The sequence below is a fragment of the Calditrichota bacterium genome (genome assembly GCA_014359355.1).
Lineage (GTDB): Bacteria > Zhuqueibacterota > Zhuqueibacteria > JANLFK01 > Oleimicrobiaceae > Oleimicrobium.
Window position 1 is genome coordinate 1 of sequence record JACIZP010000063.1, and the last position, 17,799, is coordinate 17,799.

Here is a 17,799-nt window from a genome sequence, read left to right on the forward strand (position 1 = left end):
AATCTCTTTTTCCGGCGGCACCCGGTGCGTCACAAAGAGGAAATCGCGCGGGCCATTGAGCAGCTGGCCGACGGTCGCCCGTACCTCGGCGCGCTGGCCCAACTGGTGCTGCAGGGGCCAGAGAACATCGATGCGACCACCTTCGAGCAGCTGGCCAGAAAGGCGGAGGAGCAGACCTACGGCACAAGACCGTTGGCAACTTTTATGGCCGACGTGGCCAAATTGGAGAGTTTCTTCCGCCTCTCTGGGCATACGAACGGTGAGGTGCTGCGCACCGAGCAACTGGTCAGCATGTTGCGGGTCCGAGACCTGCCCGATATCGCCGATAGGATCAGTGAGTTAGCGACCAGTCAGGGGACGGACTACTGGACGCTCGATCAGATTGAGACGGCCCTGGAGCGCCAGCTCCTGCTGCGTGGTTTGCGGGAAGAGGACAACGGTGGCGACGAAAAAGTCCTGAGCGACGAGGGACGTGGCGAGGGCCCGCGGGGTACGCGCCCAGATCAGCTCCTATTGGAGGCAATTCATGACGCCCGGACGGCCATGGGCAGCGGCCTGCTGGAAGATCTCTTCGCGCCTCCCGCACCACTGAAGCCCAAGCACGAGCCTGCCCCACGACGCGCTACTGCTCCCCGCCTGACCTTTGCGGGAGTCGAAGAAGACGATGCAGCCAGGGTGGTCGTCGATCGCCGCATCATCGAGCGACAACCGCCTGGGCCCTATCCTGCCCTGCGCAGCCTCATCACCAACAAGGACCGCAAGGCTTTTGTCAAGAAGCTCTTCGGCAATGACCGCGGCGCCTACCATGCCTTTATCGATCGCCTGGAAGCCATCGACCGCTGGAAAGAGGCCAAGGCGGCCATCGACGCCGAGCTGGCACGCCGCCAGGTGAGCCCGTTTTGTCGCGAAGCCATGCGTCTGGGGGATATTGTGTTCAGTCGCTACTTTGCCAAGAAACCATAACCGGCCGTAGCCACCAATCGAGGGAGTCACTCATGGGCAAGCGAACCGTTGCGTGGATGCTCGCCGTCATCCTGCTTGTGGGGACGGTGCTCAGCGTGATTGGCATAGTGGCCAGCGTTCCAGCGCCCGAGGAGGTGAGTACCAAAGGGCGGGTCGCCCACGTGGAGGGGATGGCAAAGAGGCGCGGGCTGCAGTCGGAGGATTGGGAAAACGCCTATCAGAACACATTGGTGACCGATGGTGACAAGGTGCGCACGTTCAGGCAATCGCGGGCAGAGCTGGAGCTCACCGAGTTGGACTTGGTGCGCATGGCGCCGCAGACCACCATCGACATCATCCGCCTCTACGAGGAGAAAAAGGCCCAGAAGCGCAATGTGGCCATCACCGTGCAGGAGGGGGACATCTGGGCAAGCGTCAATGGCGACGTGGGGGAGGTGGACTTTAAGATCAAGACGCCCAAGGCTGCCGCTGCCATCACCGGAACCACCCTGCGGCTCGGCGTGGCGAGCGATTCCACCACGGAGCTGCGCGTCTATCGGGGCCAGGTGAGCGTGACCAACGCGCCGGAACGCACTGACCTCAAGCCGCAGTTCATCGCGCCGCCGCAAGAGGTGCCGGGGCCTTACGAGATCCCAGGGCCACGGGAGGTGTCGCTGGAGGAGTGGTTCTACATCGTCAAGAGCATGCAGAAGATCAAGATCGACAAGAACGGCCGCGTTGTGCAGGCCGGCTCCTTCAGCACCAGCGACCCCGAGGAGCAGAGCGAGTGGGTGCGCTGGAACATGCGCCGTGACCTGCAGCGGCGTCCGCAACCACAGCGATAAGCCGGCAGCTGCGCATCGGGGCCTCCGGAAAACCCACCTCTCCTGGGGCTGTCTGTCGGAGCCGAGCAAGTAAGGCTGTTCTGGGGGAGGGAGATGGCCGCTGGCTCTTCAGGCTCGTGCGGTTGCCTGTTTACCCGGTGAAGACTGCCTGCCACGCAGCTGTGCTTTCTCCACTCCGCTCGTGGAGTGTTGAGGTGGTTCCCGGACCGGCTGGCTGCCACGAAGCTTAGGGGCGTTTTCTCGAGGGACTGTTCACGGTGCGGTTGACCAATCAGGCGGGTGCTCGCGATGCGACGCCCGCCCTTTTTCGTTGGGTGAGACTCCGAACCTTCCTATCTTCGCCTCAGAAGTCGAGGCCGGCGGACAGGTAGTAGCAGGAGCGCCCGTCGCTGGTGCGGCCGTAGCCGAGGGACAGGGGCCCCACGGGCGTGCGCGCTTTGATGCTGGCGCCGAAGGAGTGGAGAAAGTCGCTGAGCTTCACATCGAGCGTGAGGCGCCAGACGGCCCCCACGCGGTAGGCTGCCGCAACATACCAGGGGAATGGTCGTCGCCAGGGGAGCGCCGCCCTGTACTCAACGCCCGCCACGATCATGTGCCGACCAACTCCCTCCTCCAGCCGCAAGCCAGGAAAAGAGTCCTCACCTCCTATCTTAAACTGCTCAGAAAACGGCGTGCTGTTGTCGCTGCTCCCCCAGCGCACGGACGGATGGAGCGTGTGACCCGGCAGGAAGGTGTACCAGGTATCCAGAGAGGAATAGACACGAGAAAAGGAAACCGGGGCGCCGCCGAGCCGACCGGCCGCGTACTCATAGTAGAACACCTGATGCTTGCCCGCATTGGGGAAGGGCAGCTGGTCACGCGTATCCACAAGACTGCGCAGGGCGACGCTCCGAAAGCTGAGGGTGCCGGTCTGGTACAACCGCCCACCGAGCGGGCTCATCGTCGTGTGCTCCGCCCTGACCTCCACTGACAGCGTGCCCAGCCGTTCCAGCTGCTGCCCGATGCTGGCCAAGGCGCTGAAGGTCCCCTGCCGATATTGTCCCACCTGGTGGTGCCCCGCGTACGTGAAGCGCTCCTTTTGCAGATAGCCCAGCTCTACGGCAAGGGTGGTGTAGCTCGCGCCGAGTCTATCCAGGCGGCCTGATAGCTTTGCCCCGCGGTCGCGCCGTCCCACGACCCCGAGGCAGGAGCCAGTGGCCCCGATCCCGAGGACATTCTGCTCCGCCACTTCCGCTGCCCCGCGTAAACCCCGGTCCTGATCATAGTGGCTGCTCATCCTCACCACTCGGAAGGGCCGCTCTTTAACCCTCACTACGAGCGTGTATCCGTTGCCGTTGCGGGCAGGAGCAAACGAGACGTTCTCGAAAAAGCCCGTGGCATAGATGTTGGCCATGTCCTGCTTGGCTTCCTGCACATTGAACGCCTCCCCCGGGCGGAGATGTATCTCGCGGAGGATAACGTGGCGCTTGGTGCGCGCATTGCCTTGCACCAGCACTTGGTTGATGTGCCCTTCATCAAGCTGAATGGTGACCACGCCAGTGGACGAGTCGCAGGAGACCTCAGTGATGCGCGCCAGCGAAAACCCGTGCCGCCGGTACAGCGCGAGCAGCCGGCGCAGATCCCGCGTGGCTCGATGGTGGTTTATCGGCACCCCGATGCGCGATTCCACTGCCTGCAGGAGGACGGAGTCGGCAAGCACGTGGTTACCCCGGAACTGAATGGCGCGCAGCGTGGGGTGCGGCCGCAGGTGCAACAGCGCGACCGTGCGCCCTTGCAGGGTATCTACCTCTGCCCAGGCGTCGGCAAAGTAGCCGGTCTCGTAGATCCGCCGCAGCGTTGCGACGAGGTCGAGCACGGCGGGGACAGCCGGAAGGGATGGCACTATTTGCGCCACCTCGGGGGGTGCGTCGACGACCGCGATACTGTCTACCCACATGGGCGGGTGCAGTTCACCGTCCTTGGCGGTGAGCTCGGCCAGTCGGCGCTGAATTTGGCCAATTTGCTGCTCCGCGCGAGCCCGCCCGACTTCCCGCAGCTCCTCTAAGTTGGTGACCTCAGTGGACGTGCGCACCAGGTCGGCAATGGAGATGACGACGTCCGCCTCAGCCAGCATCTGACGATTGCGTTCCACCTGCATGATGCTGGTCACCTGGTCGGCCACTTCCCAGGGCATGTTCATCTGGTCCGCCCGGCGCAGCGGCGAGGTGGTATCCACCGCGATTACCAGATCGGCTCCCGCGGCTCGCGCCTCTGCCACCGGGATGTTGTCCACCAGACCCCCGTCCGCAAGCAAGGCCTGGCCCTGCTCCACCGGCGTGAAGAGGAGGGGCACGGCGATAGAGGCCCGCATGGCCTGCACCAGATCCCCGTGGCGCAGCACCACTTTCTGGCCAGTGATCAGATCGGTGGTGATGATCCTCAGCGGGACGCACAGCGAGTCAAAGTTGGCGATGTGACCCCACGGCGCCCCCATGCACAGCTCGGCAAGAATCGCATTGAGCTGCTGGCCGCGGGTGATAGCTTGCGGCAGGTACGGCTTTAGGCCCTTGAGGCGGACTTCGACGAGGTGGCGCGCCCGCTCCTCCTTTTGCCCCACAAAGAGCGCGCTGCGCGGTGGCGCGTCCACGAGGATCGTGCGCCAGTCCACCGCCGAGATGCTTGCCCACAGCTCCTCGGGCAGGTAACCCGCGGCGTAGAGCCCGCCGACCACGCTGCCGATGCTGGTGCCCACCACCAGGTCTATCGGCACGCGCTGCTCCTCAAGGACTTCGAGGACGCCTATTTGCGCCAGGCCACGCAGTCCGCCGCCGCTGAGGGCAAGGCCTACCGTGGGGCGCGCTATCGTCCGATAGGAGACGAACGAGGCGGGCGGCTCCACTTTGCCCCCAAAGGGGAGGTGCACGATGGCCGCCGGCAACGCGGACCGGGCGCCCGCAGCCCCGCAGGGAAAAAGACCCAGTAGGAGCAGCAATGGCCCCACGCGGGGTAGAAAGGCCATTGGCCTCCATCTCCGGCAAAAGGTTTGTGCGCCAGGACTTGCCGCCCTGGTGCTGATCACGCCTGCTCCGTCTCCGCCTTCAGGCTCTTCTCGATCTTGGCCCAGGTGTCGCGCAGCGTGACCGTGCGGTTGAACACCAGCCGGTCCTCCGTGGTGTCCGGATCAACGCAGAAGTAGCCCTGGCGCTCAAACTGACAACGGAACCCTGGCTTGGCACCGGCCAAGCTCGGCTCCACCTGGCACGAGGTCAGCACTTCCAGCGAATTCTGGTTCAGGAAGGTCTTCCAGTCCACATCCTCGGGCACATCTCCCGGGTCCGGCACGGTGAAAAGGTGGTCGTAGAGCCGCACTTCTGCGGGCAAGGCGTGGGCAGCGGAGACCCAGTGGATGGTCGCCTTCACCTTCCGCCCATCCGGCGAATCGCCTCCCCTGGTCGCCGGGTCATACGTGCAATGGACCTCGACCACCCGGCCTTGCTCATCTTTGACCACATCGACGCACTTGACAAAGTAGGCGTAGCGCAAGCGCACCTCGCGCCCTGGAGCCAGACGGTAGTACTTGGGCGGCGGCACCTCCCGGAAGTCGTCCTGCTCAATGTACAAGACCCGGGAGAAGGGTACCTTGCGGGTGCCCATGCTGGGGTCCTCTGGGTTGTTGATCGCCTCCAGCTCCTCGGTCTGACCCTCGGGGTAGTTGAGAATCACCAGCTTCAGCGGACGCAGCACCCCCATGACGCGCGGGGCGCGCTTGTTGAGGTCCTCGCGCAAGCAATGTTCCAAGAGGGCAATGTCCACCGTGCTCTCGCGTTTGGCCACCCCGATCCGCTCGGCGAAGGTTCGGATGGCCTCCGGAGTGTAGCCGCGGCGGCGCAACCCCGAGATGGTCGGCATGCGGGGGTCATCCCAGCCGCGCACATAGCCGCCCTGAACCAGCTCCAACAGCTTGCGCTTGCTCATCACCGTGTAGGTGAGGTTGAGGCGCGCGAATTCGATTTGCTGCGGGTGGTAGATGCCCAACTGGTCCAGGAACCAGTCGTACAGAGGGCGATGGTCCTCAAACTCCAAGGTGCAGATGGAGTGGGTGATCCCCTCGATCGAGTCCTCCAGCCCATGTGCCCAGTCGTAGGTGGGGTAGATGCACCACTTGTCGCCGGTGCGGTGGTGCCGAGCGTGCAGAATGCGGTACATGACCGGGTCGCGCATGTTGAGGTTCGGCGAGGCCATGTCGATCTTGGCACGCAGCACGCGAGACCCGTCGGGGAATTCGCCGGCCCGCATCCTGCGGAACAGGTCCAAGTTCTCCTCCACCGAGCGGTCGCGGTAGGGGCTGTTTTTCCCCGGCTCGGTGAGGGTACCACGGTACTCGCGGATCTGCTCGGGGCTCAGGTCGCACACATACGCCTTGCCCGCTTTGATGAGCTGTTCCGCCCACTGGTACATCTGCTCGAAATAGTCGGAGGCGAAGTACAGGCGGTCTTCCCAGTCGAAGCCTAACCAGCGCACGTCCTCGATGATCGCCTGGACGTATTCCTCCTCTTCCTTGGTGGGATTGGTGTCGTCGAAGCGCAGGTTGCACTTGCCGCCGAACTCTTCCGCGAGGCCAAAGTTGAGGCAGATGGACTTGGCGTGGCCGATGTGCAGGTAGCCATTCGGCTCGGGCGGGAAGCGGGTGTGCACCCGGCCGCCGAAGCGGTTGTTCTTCAGGTCCTCCTCAATGATGGCCCGGATGAAGTTGGGACTGCGCGGGGTCTCTTCCTTGTCGTTCTTTTCGCTGTCCTCATCCCGTTCCGGTGCTGCCATAACACTCATCCTCCCGAGTAACTCATCTGTGTCCATTCGCCCAGGTGGCGGAAAGCAAGCGTGGTGCCGTCAGGGCCAAAAGGTGCGGTTTTAAATGTAGCAAATCGCCCCAAGAATGTCAAGGTGGAAAGCTTGCCTGGCGGTAGGCGTGCTGAGGATAGGCTACGGGGAACGCTTCTCCACCCCTACTGGATCGGAAACCTCCGGGAGGTTAGCACACAAGGCTTGCGTCGGCACATGGGTTCTTGCCCGGGCTTCCACATTCTCCCGTTTTGCGTCTCCGCCGCAGGGCGCGCGGGGATATGGGTTGGGTGGAAAGGCTTGGGAGACGCCACTCTCGTGCCGCCGCCCACTCCGCACACAGAAGGGCTGCCTGCTCTAACACCGTCTGCGTCGCCTTTTCCTGCTTGTCCGGCGGGTAGCCGTACCTGGGCAGGACGCGCTTGACCAAGCGCCGCAAGCTGGCGCAGTCTAACGAAACGGTCTCGCGGACGGTCTGCACCAAATGCGGTCGCCCACGCGCATGCCCTTTGCCGTCGGAATGAGTGCTTCAATCACCTGAACTGTTGTCGCGGAAGATACGGCGGTCGGCGGTTCGGCGGGCGAGCATGCGGCTTACTTGCCAAAGGTATCTATCAGCCTCTTTAGCGCATCGAACGGAGAAGCGGGTTTGCTCAGGGGGTCCTGGGCGTCAATGTTCTCTATCGCCTCTCGGATCTTCCTCGGCTTATCAGTAGCATCCCTGCGGATGCCATGTTGCGTTCCTCTGCCTAAGAGGTAGCAGATCCTGTATGGGAGCAGTTCGGCCCCGTCATCTTTCGGGGCTTGCAGCCGCGACGGTCACCTGGACACCAAGTCCTTGAAGTCGAGAAAGCCACGGCTTCCCAGGTAATGGATCAGCCCTTCAGCCTCTTCTTTAGCATCTGGGTTCTCCATGGCCAGTTGAAGGATGCGCCGCACGTGCTTCCGACTTGCGTAAAGGTTCCATCCTTCCCGATCGCCCTTCGAGATCAGGTTTAGGCTTTTGAGTGACTTAAGGCTATGGGTTTCGGCTGTCCTCGCAAGTGCTTCAACAACCCTGCGGGTCGGCTCTGTTTTGCCGACATGCTCTGTCGACGCGAGAAGCTGGTCCAGCGCCCAATCTATATCGAACTTACCCGACACGAACCACCAACCGAAGGCGGCAATTTCCTTTCCAAAATCGGAGGGCCGTTGTGCCTCCTTGGCCGCGGCAAGACGACGTTCCCACAATTGTTTCAGCCGATCCAGGGTTTCTGCTGCAACACCTCCTTTCGTCTGCTCGAAAGTTCTGCCTACGAATGCTAATGAATGCGCCCTTAGGGCATCCGGCGCGTTTTTCCAGAAGTCTACAAACAAGGGATCGTCGAGTGAAAGCTTCCCACGCCAGTAAAAGACCATGAGATGTTCGGCCAATCGCTCATCAGGGTCGGCGAGCCAACGCGTGTCGTCTCGCCGGACGCCAATCCGGTCTACTGCCAAGCGGTAGGACGGCCGGAGGATCTCCCATACGTTGTCATATGGTCTACATAACGCAATGTAGGAGTTCCACGCCGCCTCGAAAAACGCCTCTTTTTCTTGCGGAAAAATCCTCCCTGCATGGGTGCGCGCCCACTCTGTATCGAGGAGGACAAGCCAGGGGAACCTTTGGCCGTAAACCGCCCGGATAGCCAGTGAGGGGTCCCGGGCCGGGTCAAGGTGTGCTTCCAACACCTCCCGTACCTCGGGCATCTCTGCGAAGCCCTTTTGAGACCCCTGCTCCGATGTCGACTCCGTCTCCACATGCCGTCGCACCCAAAGTCCGTAGCGGACGACCCCGTGCATGGCCCTACCCCGAACGGTGTTTATCGCGAGCGTGGCGGGATCCATGTTGGAGCCACCGTAGCGTCGCTCCTGCTCAGGTGTCGGATCAGGGTCATCGGTTAGCGGCTTGAGAACCGCCCACACCCTCTCGCGAAGGTGGATCGCGATGGGCGCCGGGCTTTCTTCGAAACCGGTAGAGAGCAAGTCCGCGATCGCTTTGCGCGTCCAGCCCCAATCCGGATCGCCTTCCATCCGTGGCCTCTGCCGGCCAGGGATTTCGCGCGGTTGTCGGAGCACCCATTCGCACAGCTCCAGAACCGGCTGCCAATCGAAAGTTCTACCTTGCCTCAAGGCCTCCCGGAGGCCCAACAGGACGGCGCGGATGTATGTCGGGTCCAAGCCACTGAAGCGTTTGGCCTCCACTGCGAAAGGTCCAGGATCTTGCGCGACCACGCATGTCAGCACGCGGCCCAGCCCCTCACGGGACGGCTCCCGAAGATCATTCTCCGGAGGCCTCCAGGTCTTGAGGAATTCCACGATCTCAGAAATGGGCATTGCTTTGAGCTCAGCATCGGACTTGGGGCTCGTCGGACCTACTAGGCTTCCCGTGGAGACCGGGAACTCTGGGTGCTCCGGTTCACCGTGCTTTCCGACCAGTTGCACATAGCGTTCGCGCCATTCTGCAGGGAGAACTTCGGGGCCTATTCTTGCCAGCCAGTCCCGCTGCCAGATCTCACGGGATGGGATCCCCCCGTCTTCGGAGGCCTCTCCGCCCGTCTCCCTTGCTCTCTCCAAATCGGGCCCATCCTGGATCCAACCAAGGATCTTTTCCTGGTCTTCTCGGGACAGGCGCGGAAAACACTCCCGCAAAAGGAGGGTATACTCATGCTGCAGGTGCACATCGTCGAACAGGGTTCGGTTAGTTAACCTCTCGGTGGCCAGATTTGCCGCCTGCTCGGGGAACACCCTGAGGATGTGCAAGGCGATGCGACGGAAGACATTCCAGTGTCTGCGCTCAAGGGCGTCCACGACCGTTTCGGCGGTTGCGTGCCCGCAGCCCACGACAGCCTCTGCAGCGTCTCGAAGCGCAGAAATGAGAGCATCCGCAACCGTATGACCGAGGTTTTGAGAATGATCCTCGATGGCCGGTCGCCAAATATACGAATAGTCCTCCGGCCCTTCGTCCTCTTCACAGCATCGGGAAAGCTGAATGGCCTTGTCCAATAGGTCGCACAGCAGTTCGACCGCAGGTAGACCGGCCGCCCTGACGAGTTCTGGATAGCTTTTTTGCAGGATCTCCTCGTACTCCCAGGTATCAAAGCGCGCCCGCGGCTCCGGCGGACGATATAGCTCATCGAGGCCTGGCTCCATGGGGCGTTCATCCGGAAAAACGGCGAGGAGGACACGCGCGACGCGCAAGGCCTCCTGAGTACGGTTTCCCTTCGCCCAATGAGCGAGCAGCTGACCCAGGTTTTCCGGCAGCAGCAGATACGGATAGGGTGACTCTGCCCAGCGCGTAGCCTTTTCCACGAGCTGCCCTGAGATCTCTGCCGGCATGGCAAGCAGCGCATCCACGAGATCCGAGAGCACCGCAGGATTGTCGGTATCACCCATATTTTGGATGATCTCAGCCACAAGCTTCGGTTTGTGCTTGGCCATACGCGCCAGGTAGCGCGCCTCGGGCCAAGGTGGAAAACGGAGCGTGCCTTTTTCTTCGTCGCGTACCGGCTGAGGTGGATGCTTGAAAAAGCCCTTCTTCCTAAGCGGGTCAAGCCACTCAGGGTTTTTGAGACGGTCAAAAAAGTGTTGCCGGGTGACCTGGTTGTTGGGAACCCCCTGGGATAGTCTCTGCAAATCTTCGTTGGTTGGCCGAGACTTATCCAAGAGTTGATCGAGGATTTTGATCCACAGGAGGAACCTTTCCCGCAGCGCTTCCAACAGCACTTGAAGCAAGGTCAGACTCGAATCCCAAATCTCGCGGATTTCATTCACGGGTCGTGGCGCATCCAGACCGCGTCGATGGGCGATGCCGTAGAGATTACCCGCCAGTTTGAACCAAGCCTGGGCTTCTCGGCAATCCTCGGGAATTCTCAATGTTCGAAGGATCGCCCGGATCTGTTCCTTGTGCTCCTGAGACGACCCCTTTGCTGAGTTCTCAGTGACGCCTCTAGCCACAGGCAGAAAGACATGGCGAATGGCACTCTCGATCTCACGAAGCAGATGAGCAACCAAGTGCGCCGTACTCTGAAGTATATTAGGATTCGACATGAGCCAGCAAGCATCCCTAAAGAAGGCTGCTGGTCCCGGACCAACCATATCCCCTAATTCCCTATAGATATGCCGCTGGTAGGGGTCAGTGAAGCGAAACAGCTTCAAGTTGGTATGCTCGTCCGCCATCACAATTCCCCCCGAAAGGCTTTGTCCAGGATCGCCTGCTCGAGGCGCTGGAGCTCGGCCTGGGTCGCCGATTGCGCCTCCTTGAGCGCCCGGATGCGCTCCTGCACCGCCTCCAGGTGCGCCACGAGGCGGCGCTGCTCGGCGAGGGGTGGGAGGGGAATGAGGGATTCATATACATCTTTATCCGTTACCGCCGGGTAGCTCGCTCCTCTCATGTTAGCGCCTAAGAGTTGCTCGACCACAACTTCGGATCGGCAGACGTAGAACAGGAAGCCGGGCTCAACGAGGCTGGGATTAGCGCGAAGCACGCAGAAGCCTGTGGAACAGATTTGACTGTCCAGTTCCGGACCAACAGTGGCTATGTTCTTCAGGTAAGGGCGAGTCGTAGCAAAGATGATGTCGGCCTTGCGGATGACCTTGCGTGCTCGGCTGGGCGCATCTCGCCCCATAAGCTGTGTTGGGGATGTTATCTTCCCTTCGGCATTATCCACGGCCGAGATATCAACGTATATGAAGAGCGTGGAAGGCTGTTTGGTCGGGTCTCGTCTTTCTGTAGGTACACACACGTTCCCCAACCTCACCCACCGCCAGCCTTCGGGCAGGTCCTGGCCGGGGCGGGGGAAGGTCTCGGCGAGGACGGACTGCCAGAGGCGTTCGGTGTCCTCGCGGGCTTGCTCGCGCAGGCGCCTGGCCTCGCGGATGCGCTCCATCAGCTCCTCGATTCGCGCCACGATGCGGCGTTGCTCGGGAAGGGGTGGGAGGGGGATGAGGGTTCCGCGGAGACTCTCCGTATTGTAGCCTGCCTGGCCTATCCATCTGTTACATCGTTTCGCGAAGAGGCCCTGTCGCCACAGAGCATTCAACGCCGCTGCTAGCCAAGCCCCCTCACACACATCCGGCGAAACACGGATACGAGTGATGTGATTCGAGAAGCCTGCCTCCATTTCCTCGCGAACCAGAGCTGTTTTCCCGACGAGCTCAACACTGTTTGTGTTGTTGAACAGAACATCTCCTGGCCGCAGCGGTGACCAGTTCGGAGGAAGGGCGCTTCTTGGAACGAAGAACTTCTGAACGAATGCCAGCTCACCATTTTCACCAATGTTGTAAGGGCGCAGCTGGAGAACATCGCCTCCCTGAACGTTCTTTTTCCGGAAGGCAAAGCCGCTCTGAATTTCCATCGCCACCTCCCCCAAACGCACCCACCGCCAGCCGGCGGGGAGTTTGTAGGGTCCCTCAGTCATGGTGGTCCTCCGGTTTGAAAAGATGGTCCCACCGGTCGTCGTCACCCAGCCGGTTTGGATTCTCCCGGTCCAGGTGCCATTGCAGGGGGTTTAGGGCGATGTATTCCCGAATGCGATGCAAAGATTCCTCGTTGCGGATGATATGTTCGCAATAATTGCGTTGCCACAATCGGACCAGAAAGGGCGGCCAGCCGTTTTGTTTCACGCCCTGGATGTATCGAACCGTGGTGATGGATTTGAACGCCCCGACAATATCCCCCACGGTAGGGGCAACCCTTGTGGTTGCCCCATTTTCGGCGTTTGCCCCATTCTGGGCAGGCACGAGGCCTGTGCCACCATGGGCAGGCACGAGGCCTGCCCCTACGGGGGTTGTGTGTGGGGCAGGTGCCCCATCGGTGGTAGGGGCAACCCTTGTGGTTGCCCCATTTTCGGTGTTTGCCCCATTCTGGGCAGGCACGAGGCCTGTGCCACCGTGGGCAGGCACAAGGCCTGCCCCTACCGGGGTGGTAGCGGGGACGTGCGAGCCGTCGGGGGTAGGGGCAACCCTTGTGGTTGCCCCATTTTCGGTGGTTGCCCCATTATGGGCAGGCACAAGGCCTGCCCCTACGGCGTTGCCATCATGGGCAGGCACGAGGCCTGCCCCTACGGGTTCGGTGATCATGATGATGCCGTGGATGTGATTGGGCATGACAACGAAGGCGTCCAATTCCACATTGGAAAACCGTTCCGGTATTCTTTGCCATTCGGCGACCACCATTCGTCCGGCCTCATTAAATCGCATTTCCCCGTCCACAACGTCGCCGAAAAGGCATGCGCGGTCCTGGGTGCAGATGGTCACGAAATAAGCACCGGGCTGGCGATAATCGTAGCCCTTGAGGCGTATAGATCGACGATGATGCTTTTGGGGGTCAAAGGCCATGGCTATTTTGGTTCGTGACGTTGTTGCCGAGCAGCCCGTCCAGCTCCTCTACGATGCTCAGAATCTCCCGCTCCTTCTCTAGCAGCCTCGCCACGATCTCCACCGGTGACGGAGGCGCCTCGGCCTCCTTGCGGTTCGGGTTGCGGGCGGTGAGGTCGTAGCCGCGCGCTTTGACCTCGTCGGCAGGAACGATCCAAGAACCCTGCGAAAGGCAAGCCTCGCGCGGGCCCCGGCCTTTGCGGTACGCGTCCCATGCTTTCCAAAGCCGGCGCGCCTCTTCAAAATGCTCGTCCTGGATAGGGCTTCCCTTGCTGAACTTTTTGAGGCCCTCCGGCAGAGGCAGTTCGTAATACCAGGTCTCCGTAGTCGGTCCGGGCCGCTCGAAGAAGAGGAGCGCTGTCTTGACATCGGAATAGGGCGCAAACGTGCCGGGCGGAAGGCTCACCACGGTATGCAGGTTGAACTGCTCCAAGAGATCCTGCTTCACCGTGGCGAAGGCGCCGCCGCGAAAGAGCGTCCCTTCGGGAACGACCATGCCGCAGCGGGCGCCGTCGCGGGGTTTGAGCTTCTTCATGATGTGCTGGACGAAGAGAAGCTCCGTGGCCGTGGCCTGGACGGGAAAGTTGGCCTGAATGTGGTGCCCCTCGGTGCCGCCGAAGGGGGGATTGGTCAAGACCACGTCGTAGCGCTCGGAGACGGACCGGATGTTTTCCTCCAGCGTATTGCGCCGGACAATGCGCGGCGCGGTGACGCCGTGCAGGACCATGTTCATGAGGCCCAAAAGGGCGGGCAGCGGCTTTTTCTCCTGGCCAAAGAAAGTGCGTTCCTGAAGCGTTTTGTGATCCTCGATGGTGCCTTCCTGGTCCTTCATGTGCAGGTAGGCCTGCGCGAGAAAGCCGCAAGAGCCGCAGGCAGGGTCGTAGACGGTCTCGCCAATCTTGGGCGCGATAAGGTCCACGATAAACCGCACCACGGGCCGCGGGGTGTAGAACTCGCCAGCCAGACGGTTTTCACTGCCCAGACGGCGGAGCAACTCTTCATACACCTGAGAGACGGTGAAGATGTCGTCCTGGCTGTGGAAGTCGATGCCGTTCACGATCTGGAGCACTTCTTTCAAGTTGTAGCCTGAGGCGCAGACGATCACATTGCGTTCGGCAAAAACGCTGCGGATCGTCTCCCGCAGGGGGTCGCCGCCCAGACTCTGCAGGTAGGGGATGAGACGGCCGTGAACGAACTCCAGCAAGCGGTCCGCGGGCCAGTCCTTGGTTGCCCACTCAGACCAACGGAGCTCGCCATCCAGGATGCGCATGTAGGGGCGGCCGGCGAGTTTGGCCTGGGTCTCCCACTCCTCCTCCTGGGCGTCGAGAAAGCGGAGGAAGAGCAGCCATGCGAGGTGCTCGATGTACTCCATGATGCCGCCGCAGTTGTTGTCGCGGCGGAGGACGTCGCAAGCACGCCACATTTCGTTGGCCAGGTTTTCTCTCGTTTGTGGTCCGTTCATGCGGCAGCCTCCTCAGCGTAGATCTTCTCTCGCATGGCTTGCATGGAGCGGCCGAGTGCCGCGCCACCGCCGAACCAGTGGCTGATCCTCGACGCTCCGCCCCACTCCCGGAAGGGCGAAACGCCAAAGATCTCGGGTTCCAGTTGATCAATACCGCCCACCCGGTACTTTTCGAGCAGCTCAAGGATGACCTTTCGCGCATCCTCCTTGTGAGCGTTGATAAATGCCTGCTCGCGGTTCCGGAATGCTGCGGCTCTTTCGCTGCGCGAGCGGATGGGGCTACCAAAGGCGATGTGGCAGAGAAGATCGAAGGCGTCGGCCTCCGGTTGTCCAAGCACGTCCGCAAGTACTTCCGGGTGGATGCTGGATTGGCGGAGCTCGTCGAGGAAGGCCCGTCGCCGGCTGCCGTCCACCCAGATGTCGCGAAGCGTACGCCGACTCGAGGCCACCGCAATGATGCGCCGGCGGGTGTAGTCCTGGTACTGCGCCAGGGTGAGCTGTTCGCCCGTAGCCTCGATGAGGAACACTGCCTCGTCTGCGATGGTGACCTCGAGACCTGCAACAAGGATCTTCCCGCCCTTTTTCGAGACCGGCTTGAGCGGCACGGCCACCTCCAGCGTTTCGTCCGGGGTGGTTTCTATGGCAAGGGTGCGGTCGGCGAAGCCCGTTGCACTGACCATAAGCTGGAGTGCTCCCGCCGGGAGCTTTTCGAATCTGAATCCACCACTTTCGTCTGTCAGGATGGGCCCGCGCTGGCTATTCGGGCCAGTGCGTATGCTCACCCGCCCTCCGATGATGAGTTCTTGAGTATCCACGTGGAACACCCGCCCTTGCACGGCCGCGGTCTGGGGGCCTTTCGGGGATTCCGGTAATGGAAGGGGCGGGCGATCCCATTCATCGAAGAGGCGGGTGGCGCCGGTGTAATCAATGATGCGGAACCAGGACTTGTCTGTGGCAGGATCGAGCCGGCTGCCGCGGCCGATGATCTGCTTGAACAGGATCGGCGAAGAGAGGGTTTTCATGAAGACGATGTTGCGGCACGCAGGGACGTCCACGCCCGTAGAGAGGAGCTCGGCCGTGGTGGCGACCACAGGCGCCGGCTTGTCGGAGTCGGCAAAGGCCTCGAGTGCTCGCCGTCCCTCTTCCCCCTCTTCCGAGATGATGGGCACGGCGTAGTTGGGGAGCCCTGTTTCTGGGCCGAACTCATCCTGCAGCAGCCGGGCCACCAAGCGGGCATGTTCCATGTCAACGCAGAAAACCATGGTCTTTTCCATCTTGCCAAAGCGGCGGAGAAGCCCTGCGAGGTGGGAGACCATGGTTCTGGTGCGGTCAGGGTGGGTGACCTCTCGCTCGAACTGTGGCGTGGTATAAAGTTCACGCGGCTCAGCATCCTCGGGGATGAACACCTCGGCTCCCTGCTCGATGGCATCCTGCAGGTGCAGCCCGGTAGCGTCCACGGTAGTGCGAACACGGTGCACTTTGTAGGTGGCAAGAAAGCCGTCCTCGATGCCGCGGCCAAGGCTGTATTGGTAGGCCGGCGTGCGCCAGGTACCCCGCTCCGGGTGGTCGGAATCAATAGCTACCTCGGGCTCCTCGGCGCAAAAATAGGCATAGGTGTCTATATTTTCGTCCTGTTTTGGCGTGGCGGTCATGCCCAGATGGATTGCGAGCCCGAAGTGGTCGAGGATTTCGCGCCAGGTGCCGAAGCCGGAGCGGTGGCATTCGTCGATGATGACGAGGTCGAAGAAGTCGCGCGGGAACTTTTCAAAGAGGCGATGGCCCTGGTCGTCGGGGCTCCAAAGGGCTTGGTAGATGCCGAAGTACAGGTCACGCGTGAGGTTTGGGGGGTGGCCTTCTACCTTCAAACGCGGCTCGCTGGTTCCGTCCGCAAACGGTCCGAAGGTGTTGTAGGCCTGGTCACGCAGAACCACACGATCTGCAAGGAAAAGGACGCGGCCAGGCCGATCAGGATGCGGACGTTGGAGCCAACCGGACTTGATGAGCTTCCACACGATTTGGAAGGCGACGAAGGTCTTCCCGGTACCGGTCGCCATCGTCAGCAGCACACGCTTACGTCCCTGCATGAGCCGCTTGATTACCTCGCGGATGGCAACTTCTTGGAAATAGTGGGGGTGCTTCCCGCATGTTGCCTCTGGACAGTAGGGGTGCAGCAAGGGGTTCGATCTCTTGTCGCTTTCGTCAGGTGCCGGCGAGTCAGCAACTCGGTGTCTCTGTGCTTGTGTGGCAGTGCCGACATTTTGTGTCCACCGCTTCCACAGTTCCTGCGGCGAGGGAAATCGATCCAGGTTACGAGTGGAATTGGTGAAGAAGTCGAACTCGATGATTTCGTGCCCGTTCGTCGCGTAAGCGAATGCCAGACCCAAGTCGCGGGCGTATCCCTTGGCTTCTTCTAAGCCTGCCTCCGCGCATTTCGATTCAGCCTTTGCCTCCACCACCGCGATCGGGAATGCTTCGGAGAGGCGGAGAAGGTAGTCCGCTTTGCGCGCTTCGCCTTTCCGGACACTGTTGCCCACCAAGATGACGCGACCCTTGGTGTATTGGGCATCCCTTTGGTAGAAATGCTCGCGGGTGATGTGGGTGTCCGCCCAACCTGCAGCGCGGAGTTTTGGATCAATAAGGGTCGCGCGAGTATCAGCTTCGTTTCTCGACTCAGCCGCCATATTCCAAGTCCTTTAGGTCCCTCCCGGTTGCCTCATGTAGCTTCGCTCTTGGCGCGCCGTCCTTCGAATGCGTCCCAGATGTACCTGAGTAAGATCAGCCCCAGCAGGACGTGCTTGCACTCGCCGGCGGCCCTTGAGCCGCGCAGGGCGTGGGCCATGGGCCACAACTCAGCTTCGTAGCCGAGGGTGGCGCCGGTGGTCTCGGTCGGTGTGTTGTTGCTTCGCCTTGCCGTAGGCCACTTCATCATGGTGGACCTGTGCATTTCACGAGCGTCCTAGAGCCTACTCCCTCAGCCAGGAGTTGGTCGGGCCTGCCGGACAAAGCTTTTGAGTTATGCTCCCTGCGACCTGACGATCTTTTCAGTGCGCCCGTCATTGGAGGTTCGTTTATTCCAACGAAATCCAAAACCATTGACGTTCTGGGCACCCAACTCACGCACCGCTGCGTAAGGCACGCGAGTAACGCCAAGCAGCTCGAAGGTGCGTGAAAAGAATCCGCAAGCCAAATAGTCAAATGGTTCTTCTATCGCGGCAAATTCAAAAGAGGTGTCCTCGTTGGGGTTCCTCACTGCGCGATTCTATCTTGTAAGTCTTTCCTTGCGCGTCTTTGGCATCCCGCGCTCTGCGAACTGTACTCGGAGCGAGCTGCAAACCT

General features: G+C 61.2%; 10 protein-coding genes and 1 pseudogene. 2 read left to right on the forward strand and 9 right to left on the reverse strand.

What is annotated here, in order from left to right; translation table 11 throughout:
• Together H5U38_02805 and H5U38_02810 are read left to right on the forward strand one after the other, a co-directional pair.
• Nucleotides 1–963 (forward strand): hypothetical protein (locus tag H5U38_02805; GenBank protein MBC7185943.1); only part of this gene is annotated, 963 nt, incomplete at its 5' end.
• Nucleotides 964–995: 32 nt separating this feature from the next.
• On the forward strand, nucleotides 996–1,787 hold the full coding sequence (locus tag H5U38_02810; GenBank protein MBC7185944.1) for a FecR domain-containing protein: 792 nt from the start codon (nucleotides 996–998) through the stop codon (nucleotides 1,785–1,787).
• A 343-nt stretch (nucleotides 1,788–2,130) separates the two neighbouring features.
• Here H5U38_02810 and H5U38_02815 read toward each other — a convergent pair whose 3' ends face one another.
• From H5U38_02815 to H5U38_02855, 9 genes and pseudogenes are all read right to left on the reverse strand, one after another.
• Entirely contained in the window at nucleotides 2,131–4,785 is a 2,655-nt protein-coding gene (locus H5U38_02815; protein ID MBC7185945.1) for a patatin-like phospholipase family protein, read from the reverse strand.
• Between the two features lie 56 nt (nucleotides 4,786–4,841).
• The gene (locus H5U38_02820) at nucleotides 4,842–6,584 is read right to left on the reverse strand and encodes a glutamine--tRNA ligase/YqeY domain fusion protein (GenBank protein MBC7185946.1); all 1,743 of its coding nucleotides are present in this window, start codon (nucleotides 6,582–6,584) and stop codon (nucleotides 4,842–4,844) included.
• 211 nt (nucleotides 6,585–6,795) lie between these two features.
• On the reverse strand, nucleotides 6,796–7,089 hold the full coding sequence (locus H5U38_02825) for a DUF3387 domain-containing protein (GenBank protein MBC7185947.1): 294 nt from the start codon (nucleotides 7,087–7,089) through the stop codon (nucleotides 6,796–6,798).
• Nucleotides 7,090–7,424: 335 nt separating this feature from the next.
• Nucleotides 7,425–10,499: a hypothetical protein gene (locus tag H5U38_02830; protein MBC7185948.1), complete on the reverse strand. Its 3,075-nt coding sequence runs from the start codon at nucleotides 10,497–10,499 to the stop codon at nucleotides 7,425–7,427.
• A gap of 302 nt (nucleotides 10,500–10,801) precedes the next feature.
• Entirely contained in the window at nucleotides 10,802–12,043 is a 1,242-nt protein-coding gene (locus tag H5U38_02835) for a restriction endonuclease subunit S (protein ID MBC7185949.1), read from the reverse strand.
• Nucleotides 12,044–12,098: 55 nt separating this feature from the next.
• Nucleotides 12,099–12,212: pseudogene (locus tag H5U38_02840) on the reverse strand (transposase).
• Nucleotides 12,213–12,951: 739 nt separating this feature from the next.
• Nucleotides 12,952–14,463: an SAM-dependent DNA methyltransferase gene (locus tag H5U38_02845; protein ID MBC7185950.1), complete on the reverse strand. Its 1,512-nt coding sequence runs from the start codon at nucleotides 14,461–14,463 to the stop codon at nucleotides 12,952–12,954.
• The gene (locus H5U38_02850; protein MBC7185951.1) at nucleotides 14,460–17,144 is read right to left on the reverse strand and encodes a DEAD/DEAH box helicase family protein; all 2,685 of its coding nucleotides are present in this window, start codon (nucleotides 17,142–17,144) and stop codon (nucleotides 14,460–14,462) included. The genes H5U38_02845 and H5U38_02850 overlap by 4 nt, the downstream gene beginning before the upstream one ends.
• 32 nt (nucleotides 17,145–17,176) lie before the next feature.
• Nucleotides 17,177–17,407 (reverse strand): hypothetical protein, encoded by a 231-nt coding sequence (locus H5U38_02855; protein ID MBC7185952.1) that lies wholly within the window; start codon nucleotides 17,405–17,407, stop codon nucleotides 17,177–17,179.
• Nucleotides 17,408–17,799: the final 392 nt, after the last annotated feature.

What these genes read in the sequence shown, in the direction of transcription:
- H5U38_02845 (MBC7185950.1), bottom strand. Translation starts at nt 14,463, where the DNA reads ATGAACGGACCACAAACGAGAGAAAACCTGGCCAACGAAATGTGGCGT.
- H5U38_02815 (MBC7185945.1), bottom strand. Translation starts at nt 4,785, where the DNA reads ATGGCCTTTCTACCCCGCGTGGGGCCATTGCTGCTCCTACTGGGTCTT.
- H5U38_02850 (MBC7185951.1), bottom strand. Translation starts at nt 17,144, where the DNA reads ATGGCGGCTGAGTCGAGAAACGAAGCTGATACTCGCGCGACCCTTATT.
- H5U38_02835 (MBC7185949.1), bottom strand. Translation starts at nt 12,043, where the DNA reads ATGACTGAGGGACCCTACAAACTCCCCGCCGGCTGGCGGTGGGTGCGT.
- H5U38_02855 (MBC7185952.1), bottom strand. Translation starts at nt 17,407, where the DNA reads ATGCACAGGTCCACCATGATGAAGTGGCCTACGGCAAGGCGAAGCAAC.
- H5U38_02820 (MBC7185946.1), bottom strand. Translation starts at nt 6,584, where the DNA reads ATGGCAGCACCGGAACGGGATGAGGACAGCGAAAAGAACGACAAGGAA.
- H5U38_02810 (MBC7185944.1), top strand. Translation starts at nt 996, where the DNA reads ATGGGCAAGCGAACCGTTGCGTGGATGCTCGCCGTCATCCTGCTTGTG.